This is a genomic window from Streptomyces paromomycinus, assembly GCF_003865155.1.
GTDB classification, from domain to species: Bacteria; Actinomycetota; Actinomycetes; order Streptomycetales; family Streptomycetaceae; genus Streptomyces; species Streptomyces chrestomyceticus.
In genome coordinates this window covers 8904666-8923970 of record NZ_BHZD01000001.1, presented here as the reverse complement: position 1 = coordinate 8923970, position 19305 = coordinate 8904666, and the positions used below count along the sequence as shown (strand labels likewise).

Annotated in this window: 20 protein-coding genes and 1 riboswitch; of the genes, 10 read left to right on the top strand and 10 right to left on the bottom strand. The window is 73.9% G+C overall.

Annotated elements, in window-relative coordinates; genetic code table 11:
• The first annotated feature begins 1 nt into the window (after window position 1).
• The 3 genes from OEIGOIKO_RS37895 to OEIGOIKO_RS37885 all read left to right on the top strand — a co-directional run bounded on the left by OEIGOIKO_RS37895 (window position 2) and on the right by OEIGOIKO_RS37885 (window position 5964).
• Window positions 2–1906 carry a non-ribosomal peptide synthetase gene (locus OEIGOIKO_RS37895; protein WP_125057835.1) on the top strand — a complete coding sequence of 635 codons (1905 nt, stop codon included), beginning with the start codon at window positions 2–4 and terminating at the stop codon, window positions 1904–1906.
• Window positions 1903–4893: a condensation domain-containing protein gene (locus OEIGOIKO_RS37890; protein WP_125057834.1), complete on the top strand. Its 2991-nt coding sequence runs from the start codon at window positions 1903–1905 to the stop codon at window positions 4891–4893. The genes OEIGOIKO_RS37895 and OEIGOIKO_RS37890 overlap by 4 nt, the downstream gene beginning before the upstream one ends.
• 186 nt (window positions 4894–5079) lie before the next feature.
• Window positions 5080–5964 carry a trypsin-like serine peptidase gene (locus OEIGOIKO_RS37885; RefSeq protein WP_125057833.1) on the top strand — a complete coding sequence of 295 codons (885 nt, stop codon included), beginning with the start codon at window positions 5080–5082 and terminating at the stop codon, window positions 5962–5964.
• A 28-nt stretch (window positions 5965–5992) separates the two neighbouring features.
• On the opposite strand, the gene OEIGOIKO_RS37880 is transcribed toward OEIGOIKO_RS37885, so the two are convergent.
• The 8 genes from OEIGOIKO_RS37880 to OEIGOIKO_RS37845 form a co-directional block, all read right to left on the bottom strand.
• Window positions 5993–6898: an urease accessory protein UreD gene (locus OEIGOIKO_RS37880; protein WP_125057832.1), complete on the bottom strand. Its 906-nt coding sequence runs from the start codon at window positions 6896–6898 to the stop codon at window positions 5993–5995.
• The gene (gene ureG / locus OEIGOIKO_RS37875; RefSeq protein ID WP_125051509.1) at window positions 6895–7596 is read right to left on the bottom strand and encodes an urease accessory protein UreG; all 702 of its coding nucleotides are present in this window, start codon (window positions 7594–7596) and stop codon (window positions 6895–6897) included. Before ureG ends, OEIGOIKO_RS37880 begins: the two co-directional genes overlap by 4 nt.
• 90 nt (window positions 7597–7686) lie before the next feature.
• Complete coding sequence (locus OEIGOIKO_RS37870) at window positions 7687–8361, bottom strand: urease accessory protein UreF (RefSeq protein ID WP_125057831.1); 675 nt, start codon at window positions 8359–8361, stop codon at window positions 7687–7689.
• 46 nt (window positions 8362–8407) lie between these two features.
• The gene (locus OEIGOIKO_RS37865; protein WP_125057830.1) at window positions 8408–10129 is read right to left on the bottom strand and encodes an urease subunit alpha; all 1722 of its coding nucleotides are present in this window, start codon (window positions 10127–10129) and stop codon (window positions 8408–8410) included.
• Entirely contained in the window at window positions 10122–10433 is a 312-nt protein-coding gene (locus OEIGOIKO_RS37860) for an urease subunit beta (RefSeq protein WP_125048667.1), read from the bottom strand. Before OEIGOIKO_RS37860 ends, OEIGOIKO_RS37865 begins: the two co-directional genes overlap by 8 nt.
• Before the next feature lie 17 nt (window positions 10434–10450).
• Window positions 10451–10753 (bottom strand): urease subunit gamma, encoded by a 303-nt coding sequence (locus tag OEIGOIKO_RS37855; RefSeq protein ID WP_030017664.1) that lies wholly within the window; start codon window positions 10751–10753, stop codon window positions 10451–10453.
• Between the two features lie 383 nt (window positions 10754–11136).
• Window positions 11137–11490 (bottom strand): type II toxin-antitoxin system Phd/YefM family antitoxin, encoded by a 354-nt coding sequence (locus OEIGOIKO_RS37850; RefSeq protein ID WP_125057829.1) that lies wholly within the window; start codon window positions 11488–11490, stop codon window positions 11137–11139.
• 151 nt (window positions 11491–11641) lie between these two features.
• On the bottom strand, window positions 11642–11947 hold the full coding sequence (locus OEIGOIKO_RS37845; RefSeq protein ID WP_125057828.1) for a hypothetical protein: 306 nt from the start codon (window positions 11945–11947) through the stop codon (window positions 11642–11644).
• 480 nt (window positions 11948–12427) lie between these two features.
• On the opposite strand from OEIGOIKO_RS37845, the gene OEIGOIKO_RS37840 reads away from it, so the two are divergent.
• The 5 genes from OEIGOIKO_RS37840 to OEIGOIKO_RS37820 all read left to right on the top strand — a co-directional run bounded on the left by OEIGOIKO_RS37840 (window position 12428) and on the right by OEIGOIKO_RS37820 (window position 15982).
• On the top strand, window positions 12428–13063 hold the full coding sequence (locus tag OEIGOIKO_RS37840; protein ID WP_125057827.1) for an ATP-dependent Clp protease proteolytic subunit: 636 nt from the start codon (window positions 12428–12430) through the stop codon (window positions 13061–13063).
• A 7-nt stretch (window positions 13064–13070) separates the two neighbouring features.
• The gene (locus OEIGOIKO_RS37835; RefSeq protein ID WP_031003342.1) at window positions 13071–13376 is read left to right on the top strand and encodes a hypothetical protein; all 306 of its coding nucleotides are present in this window, start codon (window positions 13071–13073) and stop codon (window positions 13374–13376) included.
• Between the two features lie 472 nt (window positions 13377–13848).
• Window positions 13849–14013: riboswitch (cyclic di-AMP (ydaO/yuaA leader) on the top strand.
• Between the two features lie 3 nt (window positions 14014–14016).
• Window positions 14017–14490 carry a C40 family peptidase gene (locus OEIGOIKO_RS37830; protein WP_125057826.1) on the top strand — a complete coding sequence of 158 codons (474 nt, stop codon included), beginning with the start codon at window positions 14017–14019 and terminating at the stop codon, window positions 14488–14490.
• A 145-nt stretch (window positions 14491–14635) separates the two neighbouring features.
• Window positions 14636–15241 (top strand): DUF6328 family protein, encoded by a 606-nt coding sequence (locus OEIGOIKO_RS37825; protein ID WP_246177820.1) that lies wholly within the window; start codon window positions 14636–14638, stop codon window positions 15239–15241.
• 177 nt (window positions 15242–15418) lie between these two features.
• Window positions 15419–15982, top strand: coding sequence for a hypothetical protein (locus tag OEIGOIKO_RS37820; RefSeq protein ID WP_125057825.1), 564 nt, complete (start codon window positions 15419–15421; stop codon window positions 15980–15982).
• A gap of 48 nt (window positions 15983–16030) precedes the next feature.
• Here the strand turns inward: OEIGOIKO_RS37820 and OEIGOIKO_RS37815 are convergent, their stop codons facing one another.
• Window positions 16031–16459 (bottom strand): ATP-binding protein, encoded by a 429-nt coding sequence (locus tag OEIGOIKO_RS37815; RefSeq protein ID WP_125057824.1) that lies wholly within the window; start codon window positions 16457–16459, stop codon window positions 16031–16033.
• Between the two features lie 310 nt (window positions 16460–16769).
• Between OEIGOIKO_RS37815 and OEIGOIKO_RS37810 the strand changes: the two genes are divergently transcribed.
• On the top strand, window positions 16770–17663 hold the full coding sequence (locus OEIGOIKO_RS37810; protein ID WP_125057823.1) for a helix-turn-helix domain-containing protein: 894 nt from the start codon (window positions 16770–16772) through the stop codon (window positions 17661–17663).
• 9 nt (window positions 17664–17672) lie between these two features.
• Window positions 17673–17909 (top strand): DUF397 domain-containing protein, encoded by a 237-nt coding sequence (locus OEIGOIKO_RS37805; RefSeq protein ID WP_125057822.1) that lies wholly within the window; start codon window positions 17673–17675, stop codon window positions 17907–17909.
• A gap of 86 nt (window positions 17910–17995) precedes the next feature.
• Here OEIGOIKO_RS37805 and OEIGOIKO_RS37800 read toward each other — a convergent pair whose 3' ends face one another.
• Window positions 17996–19252 (bottom strand): 8-amino-7-oxononanoate synthase, encoded by a 1257-nt coding sequence (locus OEIGOIKO_RS37800; RefSeq protein ID WP_246177819.1) that lies wholly within the window; start codon window positions 19250–19252, stop codon window positions 17996–17998.
• Window positions 19253–19305 lie beyond the last annotated feature (53 nt).

The following is a 19305-nucleotide window of genomic DNA, read 5'->3' as shown; positions in this document are numbered from 1 at the left end:
GATGACCACCCTCACGACCGATCCCACGACCGACCCCGCGTCCAGCCTCACGACCGGACTGCCCGGACTCGTCGCGCACTTCGCCCGCACCACCCCCGACGCGCTCGCGGTGACCGACGGGGAAACGTTCCTGACGTACGCGGAACTCGCCGTGCAGGCCCGTGCCTTCGCCCGAGTGCTGCGGGACCGGGGCGTGCGCCCCGGCGCCGCCGTCGGCGTCCTGCTGCCGCACTCGGTGCCCCTCGTGGTCACCCAGCTCGCCGTCTGGTGGGCGGGCGGACACTACGTACCGCTGGACGCCGACTACCCCGCGCCGCGCATCGCGACCATGCTGGAGACGGCTGGAGCGGTACTGACGGTCGGTGACAAGGACCTGGTGGAGGCGGCGGGCATCCCCGGGGACCGGACGCTGCCGCCGCCCGCCCGCGCGGCGGAACACGCCGGGGACGACGTGCCCGCGCCCGCCGAGGACACCTACGCCCCGGACGCCGTCGCCTACGTGATGTTCACCTCCGGCTCGACCGGGCAGCCCAAGGGCGTGGCCGTCACTCACCAGGGCATCGCGCGCCTGGCGCACCGGCCGGAGTACGTGACCCTCACGCCCCGCGACCGGGTGCTGTTCCACTCCCCCGTCACGTTCGACGCCGCCGCCTTCGAGGTGTGGGCTCCGCTGGCCAACGGCGCCGCGGTCGCGGTGTCCACCGCCGACCGGCTCTCGCCGGCCGGCCTGGCGCGGGACGCGGAGCGCCTCGGCGCGACCGTCACCGTGCTGACCACCGCGCTCTTCCACCACCTGGCCGCCCGCCGGTCCCCGCTCTTCGGGGTGCTGCGCGGCGTGCTGGTGGGCGGCGAAGCACTGTCCGCGCAGCACGCGCGCTCCGTACTGGACGCCCACCCCTGGCTGGAACTGGTCAACGGGTACGGGCCGACCGAGGCGACCACCTTCGCCACCGCGCACCGCGTGACGGACGCCGACTGCGACGCCCCGCCGCCCATCGGCCACCCGATCGCCGGGACGACCGCGTACGTCATGGACGAGCACGGACAGCCGGTGGCGCCGGGCGTGCGCGGAGAGCTGTGGCTCGGCGGCCCCCGGCTGGCACTCGGCTACGTCGGGCAGCCGGACCGCACGGCCGAATCCTTCGTCGGCCACCCGACGGCCGGCCGGCTCTACCGCACCGGCGACGTGGTCTCGGCGCGCCCCGACGGCACGCTGGACTTCCACGGCCGGACCGACGACCAGATCAAGGTCCGCGGCTTCCGGATCGAGCCGGGCGAGATCGAGCACGCGCTGCGCGGGCACACCGGGGTCGCCGACGCGGCCGTGGTCGTCCAGCGTCCGGCGCCGGACGACGCGCGGCTGGTGGCCTTCGTCGTACGGGAGGGCGGCGGGGACGGTGCGGCCGCCGGAGCGGCGACGCTGCGCGCCCACCTGGAGGGCCGCCTGCCGGCCCACCTCGTGCCCAACGCGTGGGCGTTCGTGGACGCGCTCCCGATGACCGGCGTCGGCAAGGTGGACCGGCGGGCGCTGGCCGGACGTGCGGTGGAGGGGGGCGGGGAACCGGACGGTGGTCCGGAGGACGGGAACCCCCCGGCCGCTGCCGACGGCCTCTCGCCGCTCCAGCAGGTCGTCGCCGACCTGTGGAGCCAGGCCCTGGGCCACCCGGTGGACGACCCCGAGGCGGACTTCATCGCGCTCGGCGGGCACTCGCTGCTGGCGCTGTGCGTCGTGGAGGACCTCCGCGAGGATCTCGGCGTGGAGATGTCGCTCGCCGACTTCTTCGCCGCCCCCACCGTCGCCGCTCAGGCGGCACATGTCGAACGGGCGCTGCTGCACCTGCACGAGGACCCGGGCGCGCCCGGCGACGGGCCGGCCGCCTCAACTGCTTCGGAGGACCTGCGATGACCACCGCTCCGGACACCGCCCGCGAGGCGGCGCTGCTGCGGATCGCCCGTCAGCGGCAGGCTGCCAAGCGCGGGAGCGCGGCCCCCGAGGCCGCTGTCGGCACGGAAGGCGCAGGGGGCACGACAGGTCCCGCGCCGCTCTCCGCGGCCCAGCGCCGCATGTGGCTGATGGACCGTCTCGGCGGCAGCGGCGCCGCGTACCACGTGCCGTTCGCGGCCCGGGTGCGCGGGCCGTTCGACCCGCAGGCCCTGGGGCGGGCGCTGACCGCTCTCGTACGCCGTCATGCGGTGCTGCGTACGCGGTACGGGCAGCGTGACGGCGAGCCGTACCAGGAGGCGCTGGACGCTGCTCCGGTGCCGGTCGAGGTGGTGGCGGCGGACGGTGACGTGGCGGAGCTGCTGCGGGAGGCCGCGGCGCGGCCCTTCGACCTGGCGAGCGGTCCGGTGCTGCGCGCGCTGGCCGTACGGCATGCCGCCGAGGACCACACCGTGCTGCTGACGTTGCATCACATCGCGATCGACGGCGGCTCACTGGCGATCGTCGCGCGCGAGCTGGGCGCGCTGTACGGGGCGGCGCTCGACGGTGACGACGCGCTGGCCGGGGAACTGCCCGGCACGCTCGCCGTCCCGGCACCGCAGTACGCGGACTACGCGCGCCGCGAGCACGCCGCCGTGGACGCCTTGGAGAACGGCCTGGAATTCTGGCTCGGGCGCCTCGCGGGCGCCCGGCCGGTGCCCCTGCCCGCCCCGGCCGCGGACTCCGGCGCCCCGGCCCGGCGCGGACAGGCCGCGCTGCTCGCCGAGCCGCTGCCGCCCGCCGTCCTCAAAGGGCTGCGCGCGGTGGGCCGGGAGCACCGGAGCACGCTGTTCACCGTCGCCCTGGCCGCCGCGTACGCCGCCCTGCTGGAGCAGACGGGCCGTACGGACCTGGTGCTCGGCTGTGCGGGCAGCCACCGTGACCGGGCGGAGGTCCGGGAGCTGGTCGGTCTGTGCGTGAACACCCTGCCCGTCCGGGTGGACGCGCGGAGCACGGGCACCTTCGGCGACCTGCTGGACCGGGTACGGGACGCGCTGCTGGAGGCGCAGCAGCACCGGGACGTGCCGTTCGACCTGATCGTCGAGCGGCTGGGGGCTGCGGCCCGCGGGGCGGACGGCCATCCGCTGGTGGACGTCACGGCCGACGTGCTGCGGGCGCCCGCCGCCCTGGAGCTGCCGGGCCTGGTGAGCGAACCGGTCGAGGTCGACCTGGAGACGGCCAAGTTCGGTCTCGGCTTCTACGTGGAGGAGGACCGGAGCGACGGCGCCCCGCCGCGCTGTCTGGTGCAGTACGACCGGGCACGGCTCGACGAGCGGACGGCCCGGCGGCTGCTGCGCGGCTTCGCCGGCCTGCTGACGGCGGTGGCGGCCGACCCCAACCACCCGCTGGCCAGGCCGCAGTCCGCATCCGGCGCCCCGGACAGCGCGGCGCCGGCCCACCCGGCAGAGCAGTGCCTCCGCGACCGGCCGGAAGTGGCGGAAGTCTTCCTGCTGGAGACCGACGGCCGCCCGCCGCTGGCGTACGTCGTGCCGAGCCGCACGGGCTCCCTCGACCCCATGGGCCTGCGGGCCGCGTTGCGCACGCGGTTGGCTCCCGAGCTGGTCCCGGCCGCGGTGACGGTCCTGGACGTACTGCCGCGTACGGCCGACGGTGCCGTGGACCGCGGCCGCCTGCCGGGCGCACCGGCGGCGGCCGCGCCCGCCGACACCTCGGGAGTGCGCGGGCAGGCCGTACTGGACGCGTTCACCGAGCAGTTGGGACGGCGGCCCGCACCGGACGACGACTTCTTCCTGCTCGGCGGACACTCGCTGCTGGCGGTGCAACTGGCCGACCGGCTGCGCGAGCGGCTGGGTCTGCCGCTGACCGGCCTCGACGTGATGGAGCACCGCAGCCCGCGCGCCATCGCGGCCCTGCTGGACAGGCGGGGCGAGGAGCGCGCGGCAGCACTGGCCGCCGTCCGGAGCGCGGCCCGGCCCGCGGACACGCCGTCTCGTGACGCGCGGCCTGCGGCGGCCCGCACCGGAACGGTCCTGGTCACCGGTGCCACCGGCGGCGTGGGCGCCTTCGTCCTGCGGGAGCTGGCGGCACGCGGCCGTCCCGTACGGGCGCTGGTACGGCCCGAGTCGGCGCACCTGCTCGCGGCGGACGGCGTCGAGGTGCGCGAAGGGGACCTCGGCGACCCGGACAGCCTGCGGTCGGCGGCCGCCGGTGCGGACGCGGTGATCCACGCCGCCTGCACCTTCACCTCCCCCGAGGTGGACCTGGCGGCCATGCGCGCCGCGCTGGACGGGTGGCGGCGGGGCACCTTCGTCTTCGTCAGCAGTGTGGACGCGTACGGGCAGCCGCCGGTCACCGAGGTGACCGAGGAGACCGCGCCCGCCGGGCCGTTCACCGCGTACGGGCGGGCCAAGCTCGACTGCGAACGGATGCTGCTGGAGGCCGCCGGGACCGGCGGGCGGGGCGCGGCCGCTGTGGTGCGGGTGCCCATCGTGTGGGGCCCGCACGCCAGGCTGCGCGACCAGCTGCGCTGGGGCGCCACCGGCCAGTTCTTCCAGGCCGCGCGGAACGGTGAGCCGATCGAGCTGCCCGCACGGGAGCGCGGCTGGTACGGCGCGCCCTGGGTGCACGGCGCGGCGCTGGCCCGTGCGCTGGTCAGCTGCGTGGAGCGGCCGGGCGGCGGCGTGGTCAACGCGGTCGGCGGCCACGTCGACTGGCGTGACTTCGCCGCCGAGCTGATCCGGCTGCTCAGCAGCTCCAGCGAGATCCACGCCACCCACGCTGGTCCGGGCGCGGACACCGAGGCGGAGCGCGGCACCGGCGCGGCGGCCGGGCCGGACTTCCTGCTGCAGCACCGCCGCCGCTACCGTCCCGCACGCACGCTCGCGGACGAACTGACGGAGCGTCCGGGCGAGGACTGGCGGTCGGTGCTCGCCGCGATGCTGGAGGTCTGACAGGCTGTCGGAGCCGTCGGCCGGACGGGCTTTTCCTGCATTTCGCAGATTCCTGTCTCCCCGACGGCACCGATGCCGCACATCGGCCGTCTTCCCGGGTGCGGCGCTGCTCTCTCCCCCAGGAGCAGCGCCGCGTCGCGCCCAGAAGGCGTCCGCCCCCGCCCCCACCTGAGGAGACACCGTCCGATGCGCGTCGCCCCGGCCCTCCCCCGTACGCTCGCCGCCCTGGCCCTGGCCGTCGTCCCGGCCCTCGGTACGGCGCTGCCCGCGACGGCCGCCGCACCCGACGTCACCGACACGGTCACCTACACGGCGCAGGAGCGCCGGGCGGCCCTGGCGCACTGGACCCCGGCCCGGATGAAGGAGGTCGGCAGCGCCGTCGATCTCGGGCCGACGGGTCCGCTGGCCAAGAAGTGGACCGGTGCGCCCGTGAAGAGCGTCGGCCGGCTCTTCTTCGTCAATCAGAAGGGCGACGACACGTACTGCACCGCGACCGCGGTCGAGAGCGGCAACCGCTCGGTGGTCATGGCCGCCGGCCACTGCGCGCGGCTGCCCGCCTCCCCCGACAACACCTACACCGATCTGGTGTTCGTCCCGGGGTACGACAAGGGCGCCCGCCCGTACGGCGTCTTCCCGGTACGCGCCTCGGTCACCCCCCGCTCGTGGGCGCAGGACGGGGAGAACGACATCGCCGCGTTCACCGTGGACCCGGTGGGCGGGCGCACGCTCACCGACACGGTCGGCGGCCAGCCGGTGGCCTTCGGCCGTCCGGCGGGCGGCCGGATCACCGCGTTCGGCTATCCGGCCACCCGTCCGCAGCGCGGCGAGGAACTGCTCTACTGCGCGGGCCCGTCGAAGGCCGAGCCGCGACAGGAATGGAGCGTCCCCTGTGACATGAGCGGCGGTGCGAGCGGCGGCCCCTGGCTCGCGGGCTTCGACCCGCGCACCGGCCTGGGCACGCTCGTCTCGGTCAACAGCCACGGCGACGCGCTGGACCACAGCACCGCGATGTACGGTCCCGTCCTCGGCGCCACGGCGCAGCAGGTCCACGACCGGGCCCAGCGCGCCTGACGCCACGACGGGCGGCCCGGAGGGCATCTCACTCCGCAGCCGCCTGGAGGGCTGCCTCCTCCGAAGCCGTACCCGCCGCGTCCAGGAGTGCGGCTTTCTCCGGAGCCGCACCCGCAGCGTCCAGGAGGCGCCGCACCCGCAGCCCGTCCGGTGCGACAGCGGTCGTCAGCGCGGCAGGCCCGGCCAGCGGGCTGCGGACGCCCTGCCCTTCCCCGGGACCCGTGCCGAGCAGCAGGACCTCGGCCTGCCGGTCGTCGTACGCCGGGTCCACGACGAGCAGTTGGCCCGCGGCGCGGTTGCCGCCGAGGACCGCGGCGGTGTCCCATCCCGTGGCGCCGGGCCCGTACGCCGTCTCCTGGTCGAGCAGCGTACGTCCGGCGCGGCGGACCGTGAGGCGGCTGCTCAGCCGTCCGGTCCGTTCCCCGCTGCGCCCCAGCACCTGCTCCTCCCGCAGTACGAGCCGCGCGGTCGGCGCGAGGTGCACGGTCGTCGTCATCCGCAGGTCGCTGCCCTCGGCGGAGATGAGCGGTTCGGGCAGCCACTCCAGCCGGGCCCCTTCGCCGACGGTCAGCTCCACGTCGTACGTGGCGTGTCCGCCGGTACGGCCCGGCAGCGCGACGGTCGCCGCGGCCGCCGTGACGCACAGGTCGGCGCCGTCCTCGGCGGTCACCTCGATGCGCAGCCGGTCGCCGCCGAGCGGAGCGCTCATGGCGCCGACGACGCACACCCGGGCCTGCTTCCCGTACGCACGGACGCGGCGCAGCGCGAGCGGCCCCTCGCCGTCCAGCACGGGCAGGCGGGTCGTGCCGTCGGCACCGGTCCGCGCGGTGATGCGGGCCGTGGCGCGCAACCCGTGCGCCACCGGAGCGGGGTCGTCCACGCGTACCGGCCCGGGATCCAGGGGCCGGGTCCGCTCGGGAGGCGCGAGGGTCATGCGGGGCCTGCGGTCCAGTCGGCGAGGCGTGCGCGGACCCAGTTTGTCACCGGCTGGACGCCGTTGTCGCTCTTGAGCGAGGTGAAGGTGACGGGCAGGTCGCCGCGCTGGGCCTTGGCGTCGCGGGCCATGCCCTCCAGGTCGACGCCGACGTACGGGGCGAGGTCGGTCTTGTTGATCACCAGCAGGTCGGCGGTGGTGACGCCGGGGCCGCCCTTGCGGGGGATGTCGTCGCCGCCCGCCACGTCGATGACGAAGATCTGCGCGTCCACCAGGCCCCTGGAGAAGGTCGCGGTGAGGTTGTCGCCGCCGGACTCCACCAGGATCAGATCCAGCGGGCCGACGGCGTCCTCCAGGTCCTCGACGGCCTCGAGGTTGGCGGAGATGTCGTCGCGGATGGCGGTGTGCGGACAGGCGCCGGTCTCCACGGCCGTGATCCGCCCGGCCGGCAGCACCGCCTCACGCAGCAGGAACTCGGCGTCCTCGCGGGTGTAGATGTCGTTGGTGACCACCGCCAGGGACAGCTCGTCGCGCAGCGCGCGGCACAGCGCGGCGACGGTGGCCGTCTTGCCGGTGCCCACCGGCCCGCCCAGCCCGAGGCGCAGCGCCCGCCGGGTGCCGTCGGGACGCCCGGGGGCCGCGGCGCTGTAGCTGTGCCGGTGCGGGAAGCGTGCGTCGAGGTCGTGGTCGAGATGCATGACTGCTCCGTGATCGAGTCGGGTGCGGTCGGTACGGGTGAAGCGGTACGAGCGGTGGGGTTCCGGGGGCGGACGTTGTCTGGGGCAGGGCTACGAGGCGAACAGCCGTACCGGCCAGGCGGCGTGCTGCTCGGCGGTGATGTCCAGCAGCGGCGCGGACGCCGCCGGCAACGCGCTCACGCCTTCCAGGGGGATCCGGCGGGCTGCTTCGACGGCCCGCGCGGCGACCCGGTCGAGCGGCCCCGCCAGCCGGGCCAGCACCGCGCTCGCATCGAACGGGTCCAGACTCAGCAGACGGACGGCGGCCGTGGCCGGGCCACTGACGTTCTCGTACCCGGCGGCGTAGGCGGCATCCAGCGGCTCCAGCCCCGCCGAGCGGGCGGCCAGGCCCAGCACCACGGGCTGATGCGCGCCGCGCGGCCGGGCGGCCGCCAGCGCGTCCAGCCCGGCCGACGGCCAGGTGGCCCGGGCCGCGCGCATCATCTGCCGCCCCAGCCGCCGCGCCGTGAGCCGCAACGCCGGCACGGGCGTACGGGCATCGGCCGCCTCGTCCAGCACCAGCGGATCGCACCCTGCCGCCGCAGCCGCGGCCAGGGCGGCCGCGACCAGCCCCGCCGTGTGCAGCCGCCCCCGGCAGAACGCCTCCAGACTCGCCGCGTCCCGGATGCGCCCCGCCTTCACCGCTGCCTCCGCCCCGCCGGAATGCGCATGCCCGCCCGCCGGAAACCGGCCGTCCGCCAACACCAACAACGCCGCCCTGCTCACCGCCACGCCTCCCTCTCCAGCCACTCACCCACCCCGCCCGGCCCCGTCAGAACAAGAAGTAACGCTGGGCCATGGGCAGTTCGGCGGCCGGAGCGGGCTCGACCACGTCGCCGTCGATGGTGACCGTGAAGGTGTCGGGATCGACGTGGACGCGGGGCAGCGCATCGTTGTTGCGCATGTCCGCCTTGGTCACGCCGCGGGTGCTGCGGATGGCCCGGAACGACTTGGCCAGCCCGAGCCGTTCCGGCAGCCCGTCCGCGACGGCCTGCTCGGAGACGAAGTTGACGGAGTTGCTGCCCGGCGCCCTGCCGATGGCCCCGAACATCGGGCGGGGCAGCACCGGCTGCGGGGTGGGGATGGAGGCGTTGGCGTCGCCCATCTGCGCGTACGCGATCTGGCCCCCCTTGAGGACGAGCTGCGGCTTGACGCCGAAGAACGCCGGGTCCCACAGCACCAGGTCGGCCAGCTTGCCCTCCTCGACCGAGCCGACCTCGTGGTCGATGCCCTGGGCGACGGCCGGGTTGACGGTGTACTTGGCGACGTAACGGCGGGCGCGGGCGTTGTCCGCGTGCAGGTCGCCGGGCAGGGCGCCGCGCCGCTTCTTCATCACGTGCGCGGTCTGCCAGGTCCGCAGCACGACCTCGCCGATACGGCCCATCGCCTGGGCGTCGGACGACATGATCGAGATGGCGCCGAGGTCGTGCAGGATGTCCTCGGCCGCGATGGTGGAGGGCCGGATACGCGACTCGGCGAACGCCAGGTCCTCCGGGACGGCCGGGTTGAGATGGTGGCAGACCATCAGCATGTCGAGGTGTTCCTCGACGGTGTTGACGGTGTGCGGCCGCGTCGGGTTGGTGGAGGCGGGCAGCACGTTCGGTTCGGAGACCATGGCGATCATGTCGGGCGCGTGCCCGCCGCCGGCGCCCTCCACGTGGTACGCGTGGATGCCGCGGCCCCCGATGGCGGCCAGGGTGTCCTGGAGGAAGCCGGCCTCGTTCAGGGTGTCGGTGTGGATGGCCAGTTGTGCGCCGCTCTCCTCGCAGACCCGCAGACAGGCGTCGAGCACGGCGGGGGTGGCACCCCAGTCCTCGTGGATCTTGAAGCCGAGGACGCCGGCGCGCAACTGGTCGTGCATCGAGGCGACGGACATGGTGTTGCCCTTGCCCAGCAGCCCCACGTTGACGGGCAGCCCGTCCATCGACTCGAACATCCGGGCCACGTGCCAGGAGCCGGGGGTGATGGTGGTGGCCTTGCTCCCCTCGGCCGGGCCGGTGCCGCCGCCGACCAGAGTGGTCACGCCGGAGGCGAGGGCCTCGTCCACCTGCTGGGGGCAGATGAAGTGGACGTGGGTGTCGATGGCACCGGCGGTGAGGATCTTGCCGTTGCCCGCGATGACCTCGGTCTCCGGGCCGATCACCAGATCGGGGTGGACGCCGTCCATGGTGTCCGGGTTGCCGGCCTTGCCCAGCGCGGTGATCCGGCCGTCCCGTATGCCGACGTCCGCCTTGACCACACCCCAGTGGTCCAGCACGACCGCGCCGGTGATCACAGTGTCGGGCGCGCCCTCGGCGCGGGTGGCGCGGGACTGGCCCATGGACTCGCGGATCACCTTGCCGCCGCCGAAGACCGCCTCGTCACCGGCCCGGCCGGGGCCGCCCGCCCGGTCCTCGGTGATCTCGACGAGGAGGTCGGTGTCGGCCAGCCGCACCCGGTCGCCCACGGTCGGGCCGTACAGATCGGTGTAGGCGGGGCGGGTCAGGTCAGCCATCGAGCGAGCCTCCGGTCTCGCCGCGCAGGCCCGCGACGATCCGCTTGCCCCCGACGGGGACGAGTTCGATCTCGGTGGGGATACCGGGCTCGAAGCGCACGGCGGAGCCGGCGGGGACGTTCAGCCGCTTGCCGTGCGCGGCCGCACGGTCGAAGTCGAGGCCCGGGTTGGCCTCGGCGAAGTGGTAGTGGGAACCGACCTGAACGGGGCGGTCGGCGGCGTTCAGGACGGTCAGCCGGGTGACGGGGAGCCCGGGGTTCAGGCGTACCGGGTCGTCGGCGTGCAGGATCTGGCCGGGAATCATGGTCGCTGCTCCCGTGCTCAGTTGATGGGCTCGTGGACGGTGACCAGCTTGGTGCCGTCGGGGAAGGTGGCCTCGACCTGCACGTCGTGGATCATCTCCGGGACGCCCTCCATGACCTCTTCCCGGGTGAGCACCTTGCGCCCGGTCGACATCAGCTCGGCGACCGTACGGCCGTCCCGCGCGCCTTCGAGGATGTGGACGGTCAGCAGCGCGACGGCCTCCGGGTGGTTGAGCCGTACCCCGCGGGAGCGCCGCTTCTCGGCCACGTCGGCCGCCACATGGATCATCAGGCGTTCCTGCTCGTGCGGGGTCAGTTGCATACCTTCACCTCACCGTCTTCGAACTGGGCGCATCCGCCCAGGTCACGGGTGGCGATACACCCGCAAAAGCAGATGTATCACACAGTAATTAAAGGTGGAGCAAACTGCTCACCAGCTCCGCTCCATCAAAGACCCGTCGGCCGCAGGTTAGTTCGGCGCCGTTTCACCGGCGTTAACGCGGCGGGTCGGCGGCGGAACTTCACCGGATGGGCCCTGCGGGCATCACGAGGGCTCCGCACGCCCCATCCGCACGCCCCCATTCCCCTCATGTCCATGTCAATAGCCGAGGCAAGGCCACCCTCCCGGACGCCGGGCAGCGGCGACCGGCTCACGCAGAGCTGTCAGCGCCCCGCGGTCAGTACCCCACGGTCAGCGCCCCACGGTCAGCGCTCCGCGGCCCCCGAGCCGCTGTGCCCGCCCGCCATGCCGTGCCCGCCGGCCGCCCCGTGCTCGCCCGCCGCACCACGGTGTTCCGCCGCGATGCCGAAGCGCCCCCACTCACCGGGCGGGGCCGGGAACGGCCGCACCGAGGAGACCGTACTGATCACCTGCTCCTCCGCCGCCGCTTCCGCCGCCTCCCGGCACGCGTCGAGGCGCTCCAGGTCGGCGGCGGACACCAGCCCCACCAGCGGCTTGCCGTGGCGCGTGACGACCACCCGCTCGCCGCCGTAGACGACGCGGTTGATCAGGTCCGCCAACTCCGCCCGGGCCTGCGTCACCGGAATCTCATAAGCCATGGTCCTAGCTTAGGTCGCGTCCACGACATCCCGGCCAGGGCCGCGACCGGCCGGATGCGGCGGACGGCCCTGGCCCGCTACAGGGCCGACGGTCCTGGCGCGTAGCGATGCCCCGGCAGCGCTGCCGGGGCATCGGTACGCGCCAGGACACTCAGGTGGCGGTGGTGCGGTCGGTGGGCTCGCGGCTGCCGCACTTGGCCAGGCCGCGACTGATCATGTAGCCGACGGTCAGCAGCGTGACGTAGAACCACGCCTGGTCGGCGGGGAAGCGGTCCACACGGGAAGCGTCGCCGCCGACGACGGCGGAGGCGACCAGGACCGCCACGACGGCGGCGACGTAGACGAAGAACTCGGTGCTCTTGAACGCGGGCTTGGTCTCCGTGCTCGCGTGCCGCTCGGCGCGGGCGGCCCGGGAGCGGCCGGATTCCGGATAGCCGGCGGATGAAGCGGTAGCCATCGCGTCCTCCTGGACTCGGTTCGGCCCGAGGAGCTCGGGTCCGTCCGGCGGGTACCCGGGCGGTCCGGTGCGGAACGGCGCTTTCCGTACGGGCGGATTCCACAGAACTCCTTTGGCCAGGGGCCCGCGCGCCAGGTGTCGCTTCGTGCTGCCCGGCGGGACTGCGGCAGCGGACGCGCAGGGCGGCGGAGCAGGTCAGGGCACACCGTCACGCCGGGCCGGCGCCGGAGCGCCCGGGGACTTCGGCCGGAACGCTGCACCGGCGGCGCGCTCCCGGCCGGGCCCCGGACACCCGGCCTTACGGGCCGTCATGTGCACCGGGAGCGAGTCGACCTGACAGCCCGTGAGCTTTTCGCTTTCAGCGAGCAGCCCTATCCGCCCCGCCGAAGGCATTGCTTTCGCCCGGCGGGACGTGCTCCCATCTAGCTCTGCGTACGTCCTGTACATTTTTTACAGACGCTCAGGAAAGAGGAGCTCCCCATGAACGGCCCCCAGGCCCGATACGTCCTCCCGGAGTTCACCGAACGCACCTCCTACGGGGCCCGGACCATGGACCCGTACTCCAAGCTGCTCGGCGAGCGGATCGTCTTCCTGGGCACCCCGGTCGACGACGCCGCGGCCAACGACGTGATCGCCCAGCTCATGCACCTGGACTACGACGCGCCCGGCCGGGACATCTCGCTCTACATCAACTCCCCCGGCGGCTCGTTCACCGCGATGTCCGCGATCTACGACACGATGCAGTTCGTCGGCTGCGACATCGAGACGGTCTGCCTCGGGCAGGCCGCCTCCGTCGCCGCGGTGCTGCTGGCCGCCGGCGCGCCCGGCAAGCGCCTCGCGCTGCCGGGCGCGCGCGTCCTCGTCCGTCAGCCCTCGTTCGACGAACCGGTGCAGGGGCAGGCCGACGACCTCCGCATCCAGGCGGACGAACTGCTGCGCATGCGGGCCCTCCTGGAGGGCCTGCTCGTACGGCACACCGGCCGGCCTCCCGAGCGGATCACCGAAGACCTCGAACGCGAGAAGGTCTTCAGCGCCGAGGCCGCCATGGAGTACGGCCTCATCGACGGGCTGACCCGCAGCCGCAAGCAACACCCCGCGACACCGGGCGCGAGGTGAGCCCGGGATGTGGCCGCCCGAACTGCCGCCGCTGCCGGCGCTGACGCGCGCCGAGGGGGAGGTCATCGACAGCTACCTGGCGGTCCTGGACCTGCTGGGCCGCATCAACCCCGCCCGAGGTACGGACACGTACGGCGGTCTCCGCGCCGCGCAGGCCCTGGTCGGCAAGACCACCGCGCTGCGGGACGCGTTGGCGCTCATGCACGACCGGGGCGAGAGCGAGCTCCACGCGGCAACGCTGGCGCAGGCCCTGCGCGTACTGGACGGTGAGCGCCGCGCACGGCTGATCTCCGTACCCCCGCCGCGAAGTTGACGCACCGCGTCCCCGACCGGACGGGGACGCGGGCGCCTTCCCTTCCCGTCCCTGATGCACCAGGGCCCCCACCCGTCCCGCGCGGCACACGCCGGGCAGGGGAGACAGGGGCGGCCAGGAGGTGCCGGAGCACCACAAGGGCCCACCCGTTCGGCGACACGGCGCCCGATCGGGCTCGCCCGAACGGCGTAGCCCCGGGGTCGTGTGCGGTGCCACACGGCTTGCGCGACGTACGTACGTGTCGCCCGGAACGTGACGTTCCGGGGCTGGTACGCGGGTCCGCACCCGTCGCGGGCCTCCCCCGGAACGACGTCCGTCCACCCGAACGGCGCAAGCGTGACCAAGCTCACATACAGCCGTTTCTGCTCGGAATCCGGGCGCGAGATGCGCAACGATCGCTTCGACGACAAGCCCCCGCCACAGCGGTGGGGCGGTCCGGGCGGACGCCCAATCCTGCCGCCGTACCGGATGTCTGGCCGATGCGCCTGGACCGGCAGGAGCGGAGGACCCGAGCACGACGGGACCGCCGGCCACCACGGCCGGACGGCCTCTTGGGGTGAAGTCGTCACCACGACCGGGCATCTTCGCCTGCCCGAACCCGACAGGTACTCCTTCGCAGGCGGCTGACGAAGGGTTGCGCATGACTGCGCGTACCAGCACTTCCCCTCTGCTGGCGCGGGCCGGAGTGATCTCCTTCCTCGCCCTCGCCACGGTCGGCGGGACACTGGTCGTACCAGGAGCCACCGAGGACGCGGCAGCCGCGTCCACCTCGGCCTCGGCACTGCGGATCGCCGCTTCCAAGAAGGGAGCGCCCTACAAGTACGGAGCCAGCGGGCCACACCGCTTCGACTGCTCAGGACTGACGCTGTACTCGTTCAAGCGGGCCGGGAAACGGCTGCCGCGCACCGCGGCGGCCCAGTACAACCGCACCCGGCATCTGTCGGCGTCCGCGCGCCGCGCCGGTGACCTGGTCTTCTTCCACTCCCGCCGCGGCATCTACCACGTGGGGATCTACGCGGGGGCGGGCAAGATCTGGCACGCGCCCAAGCCCGGCACCGTGGTGCGGCTGGAGCGCATCTGGTCACGCAGCGTCTCGTACGGGCGGGTGCGCTGACCGCGCGGTCCCGCCAGGGCGGTGCGGGACCCCGTGCGGCCACGAGCCCCGCCCCGCCCGCACCCGGGTGCGTACGCGGGCGCAACTCCCGCACGCCCGTGCGCGTTCGAGGAGTGATCAACGCGTCCGCGGATACCCGCACGCAATGGCCCCCCTCACCGACGAGCACCGGAACGAACTGCCAGGACGCCCCGAACTGCCGGGAACGGGCGAATCGTCCGAGTCGCACCGGCCACCCGGTTCCGCCCGGTACGCCGTGTGCGCGGACCGCAACGAGACGCCCCTGGAGCGCTACGACCGCAACTTCGGCGAACTGCTCCAGGAGCTGCGTGTCCTGCAGACCGGCGTGCAGATCCTGTTCGCCTTCCTGCTGACGCTGGCGTTCACCCCGCGCTTTGTGTCTCTGGACGCCACGCAACGCGCGTTCTACGTGGGCACATTACTGCTGGCAGTACTGGCGACGCTGCTGCTCACCGCGCCTGCCGCGGTGCACCGGGTGCTGTTCCGGCGGCGCGCGAAGGGGCTGATCGTGGAGGTCTCCGCACGGCTGACGGCAGCCGGGATGGCGGTCCTCGCACTGGCGCTGGCCGGTGCCGTGCTCCTCGTCGTCGACGTCGTACTGGGGCGCGGCGCGGGAGTGGTGGCGGGTTCGGTGACGCTGGTGACGTGCGGCGGCCTGTGGGCGCTGCTGCCCCGCGTACTGGGCCGTCGGAACGGGCACATCAAGCCGTCGGCTCGCGACTCCTCCTGAACGCCAGGGGGCCCGGGGGTGGCCTCCTGGGGCGGCGCTTCGGGAGCGGTGCCGTCGAAATCATTTGTGACCTGGTCGTCCTTGCTTTGCCGGCGGAGAACCGATGGAGTCTCCTCAGCACGTGAGGAGACCCATGCACAGGCACCTGCCCCAGCACACGCACACCAGGACCGACTCGTGAACCTGCGCGGACTTCTGCGCCGCCGCTCCCCCGCCACGCACTGCCCGGCCTGCGGCAGCACGGACGTGCTGTGGGAGGACGAGGGTGTCTACGGCGCCGGCGAACTGCTGTGGTGGTGCGCCTCCTGCCTGCATCAGTGGCATCCGGGCGACCTCGGCACCGGGGCGGACGGGGGTTCGGCAGCTCCCGCGAACGGCGCAGTATCGGTCCTTCCCACGCAGCCGACAGCAGCGGTTCCCCCGGCGAACCCCGCGACACCGACTCCTGCCGCGCCTCCCGCGCCATCCGCACCCCCTGCCGTCCCACCGCCCCCGCTCCAGCCCCCACCGAACGCTCCCGGCCCCGTCCCCGCCCCGGCCACCGTCGCCGAACGGGTGATGCACGCCGCCGGGCTGATCCCGCTGGGTCCCTGCCCCGGCGCCTACGAGCCGTGGCCGTGCCGCTGCGCCCGCTGCGGCCGCGCGACCAGCCCCACCTACCGGCAGGTGCGGGACGAGGGCGTGGGCTGTGCCTGCAGCACGGGCCGCCGTCGCAAACCGCGCTTCCTCACCAGACCCTGAAAAACCGCCCGATACCCGCCCGGCATCCTCCGTCGGCCGATTCCGCCGCTACGGCAGGAACAGCTTCCACGGCAAGGTGATCCAGACGGTCTTGCCCCCGGCCGCGGTGGGTTCGACCGTCACCTGTCCGCCGGACTCGGCGGCGAGGAAGCGGACGATCACCATGCCCCGGCCGTTGTCCTGCTGCACGGCGGCCGGCAGCCGCTTCGGCCAGCGCGGATGATCGTCGGTGACACCGACCCACAGCCGTTCGTCGCGGTCCAGCCGGACGTCGACGGTGAACACCGGTGACTGCCCGAACGTGTGCTGCACGGCATTGGTGGCGAGTTCGGAGACCATCAGCCGTACGGCATCGGCGGTCTCCGTCCCGTCCGGCAGGCCCCATTCGGCCAGTACGTCCATGACGTACCTGCGGGCCTCCGCCACCGACACCGGTGCGCTGGGCAGCGTGAGTGAGGATTCCTGGTGGTCTGCCATCGCGACGCCGTCCCTTTCCCACCGAGGCTCGACTCCGGCCCGCCGCCGAAGGAAGCCGCCCTCGCGTGCGGCCTCCCGGGCCCTTTCCGGTCCCTTCGGCCCCGGCCTCGGACTGCTCATGTGCCCCAGCCTGCCACTCATGCTGCGGTGGTGACGTGTCATCCACCAAGAAGTGCATATATCTGTCGCCCGAAGCGGTGAACTCTGCTACGCGAGACCGTATTTGCGCGGCACACTGTCGGATCGGAACCGGCCATCAGGGAGCGGGCGCATCCGCGGCGCACCTGAGGAGACGTACGGAGGGAGCGGTATGCGGTACGGGCCCGCGGTGCGCCGCCGCAAGCTGGGCGCGGAGTTGCGGCGGCAGCGGACACTGGCCGGATTCACCAGTGGTGAGGCGGCCCGGCTGGTCGGCTGGCACCAGTCGAAGGTCAGTCGCATCGAGACCGGGCGCAGCGGCGCCCGGCCGGCCGACGTCGAACTGCTGCTGGACGCGTACGGCGTGCGGGACGCGGAGCTGCGCGCGCTGCTGGCGGCGCTGTGCGGGGGCGGCACGCAGGGTGGTGACGGCGGCAACGGGCGGCCCGGCTGGTGGCACACCTACCGTGACCTGTTGCCGCCGGAGTACCGGGACTTCATCAGCCTGGAGTACGGGGCGTCCCGGGCGCGCACGCTGGAGACGACGGTGGTGCCCGGCCTGCTGCAGACGCCGGACTACGCGCGGGCGGTGACCCGCGCCACGCTGTCGGACCTGCCGGCGAAGCAGGTCGAGGAGCTGGTGGAGGTGCGCATCGCCCGCCAGGAGGTGCTGCGGGGCGAGCGGCCGCTGGAGCTGTGCGCGGTGCTGGACGAGGCGGTGCTGCGCCGGGAGGTCGGCCCGCCCGGGGTGATGGCCGCCCAGCTGCGGCACATTCTGGACGTGGGGCAATTGCCGCATGTGCTGCTACAGGTACTGCCCTTCGCGTCCGGTGTGCACATCGGCATCACCGGCCCTTTCGTTATCTTTTCATTTCCGCTCACTTCTGACTTGGATGTGGTTGTTCTCGACCATTTGACGAGTAGCCTCTACTTGGAGCAGAAAGCAGACCTCAGGGCGTACAGCGATGCGTTCGACATGCTGCGGGGGCGCGCCCTCTCGTGCGACAAGTCAGCGCAATTCATCGCCCGGATCGCCGAGACCTCGTGGGCCGGCTCCGGCGTCTGAGGAGGCACCATGTCACTCCTGCCCGGGCACGACCCGGTCCGCACCGTGCCGCACGGCGCGCGCTGGCGGCGCAGCAGCCACAGCACCGCGATGAACAACTGCGTCGAGACGGCACGCGTCGGCTCCGGCCTGCTCGCGGTACGCGACTCCAAGAACACCGCGGGCCCGGCGCTGCTGTTCACCACGGCGGCCTGGCGGTCCTTCGTCGGCGAACTGTCCGACGGCCGCTTCGCCAAGGTCGGGTGAGCCGGCCACGGGGCGACGGGACCGCACGGCCGGCCCTGGCAGGTGACCGGCCCTGGCAGATGACCGGCCCTGGCAGATGACCGGTCCTAGCAGGCAGCCGGCGCCGTCCGTACGACGGTCCGGACCGCTTCCCTCGCCTGCCGGGGGGACAGGTCGGCGCGGGCCGTCAGGCGCAGCCGGGAGATGCCGTCGGGTACGGACGGCGGCCGGAAGCAGCCGACCACGAGGCCCGCGTCCCGGCAGTCGGCGGCCCACCGGACGGCCAGTTCCGGCGAGGGCGCCCGTACGGACACCACCGCGGCGTCCGGGCGGACGACCGTCAGCCCGGCGGCACCGAGCCGCTGGTGCAGTTCCGCCGCCACCGCGCGGACCTGGGCGGCGCGTTCCGGCTCGCGCCGCAGCAGGCGCAGCGCCGTCCGGGCGCCGCCGGCCGCCGCCGGGGCCAGGCCGGTGTCGAAGATGAACGTCCGTGCGGTGTTGACCAGGTGCTCGATCACCCGGGCCGGGCCGAGGACCACGCCGCCCTGGCTGCCGAGCGACTTCGACAGGGTGGCGGTGGCGACCACGTCCGGGTCCCCGGCGAGCCCGGCCGCGTGCACCGCGCCCCGCCCGCCGTCGCCGAGGACGCCCAGGCCGTGCGCGTCGTCGACGAGCAGGGCCGCGCCGTGCGCCCGGCAGGCGTCGGCGAGGGACCGCAGCGGCGCGGCGTCGCCGTCCACGGAGAAGACGGAGTCGGTGACGGCGAGCGCCGGGCCGGCGTGGCCGTCCAGGGACTTGCGTACGGCGTCCGGTTCGGCGTGCGGGACCACGACGGTCCTGGCCCTGGCGAGCCGGCAGCCGTCGATGAGCGACGCGTGGTTGCCCGCGTCCGAGACGATCAGGCCGCCCGGGCCGCCGAGCGCGGTGACGGCGGCGAGGTTGGCCGCGTAGCCGGAGGACAGCACCAGGGCGGCCTCAAAACCGCAGAACTCGGCGAGTTCGGCCTCCAGGCGGGCGTGCAGCTCGGTGCTGCCGGACACCAGCCGCGACCCGGTGGCCCCGGCGCCCCAGCGGTGCGCGGCCTGCGCGGCGCCACGGGTGACCTCGGGGTGCCGGGCCAGGCCGAGGTAGTCGTTGCTCGCCAGGTCCAGCAGCGGCGACTCGACCGGCCGCGGCCGCAGCGTACGGACGAGTCCGGCCCGGCGGCGCTGTTCGCGGGCCGCATCGATCCAGCCGAAAGCGGCGGTGCGCGCGTCGGCACCCGGCCCGGTGCCGCCGCCCGGCGCGGGCGTCCCGGCGGGCCCGTCGTGCGGCGGCGCCGGTACGTCGTGGAGCAGGGGCGAAGCGGCGTCGTCCTGATGCATCAGCTTCCTTCGTGTTTGTGGGCTGTCGATAGACGTTAGCGGTCGTTACACCG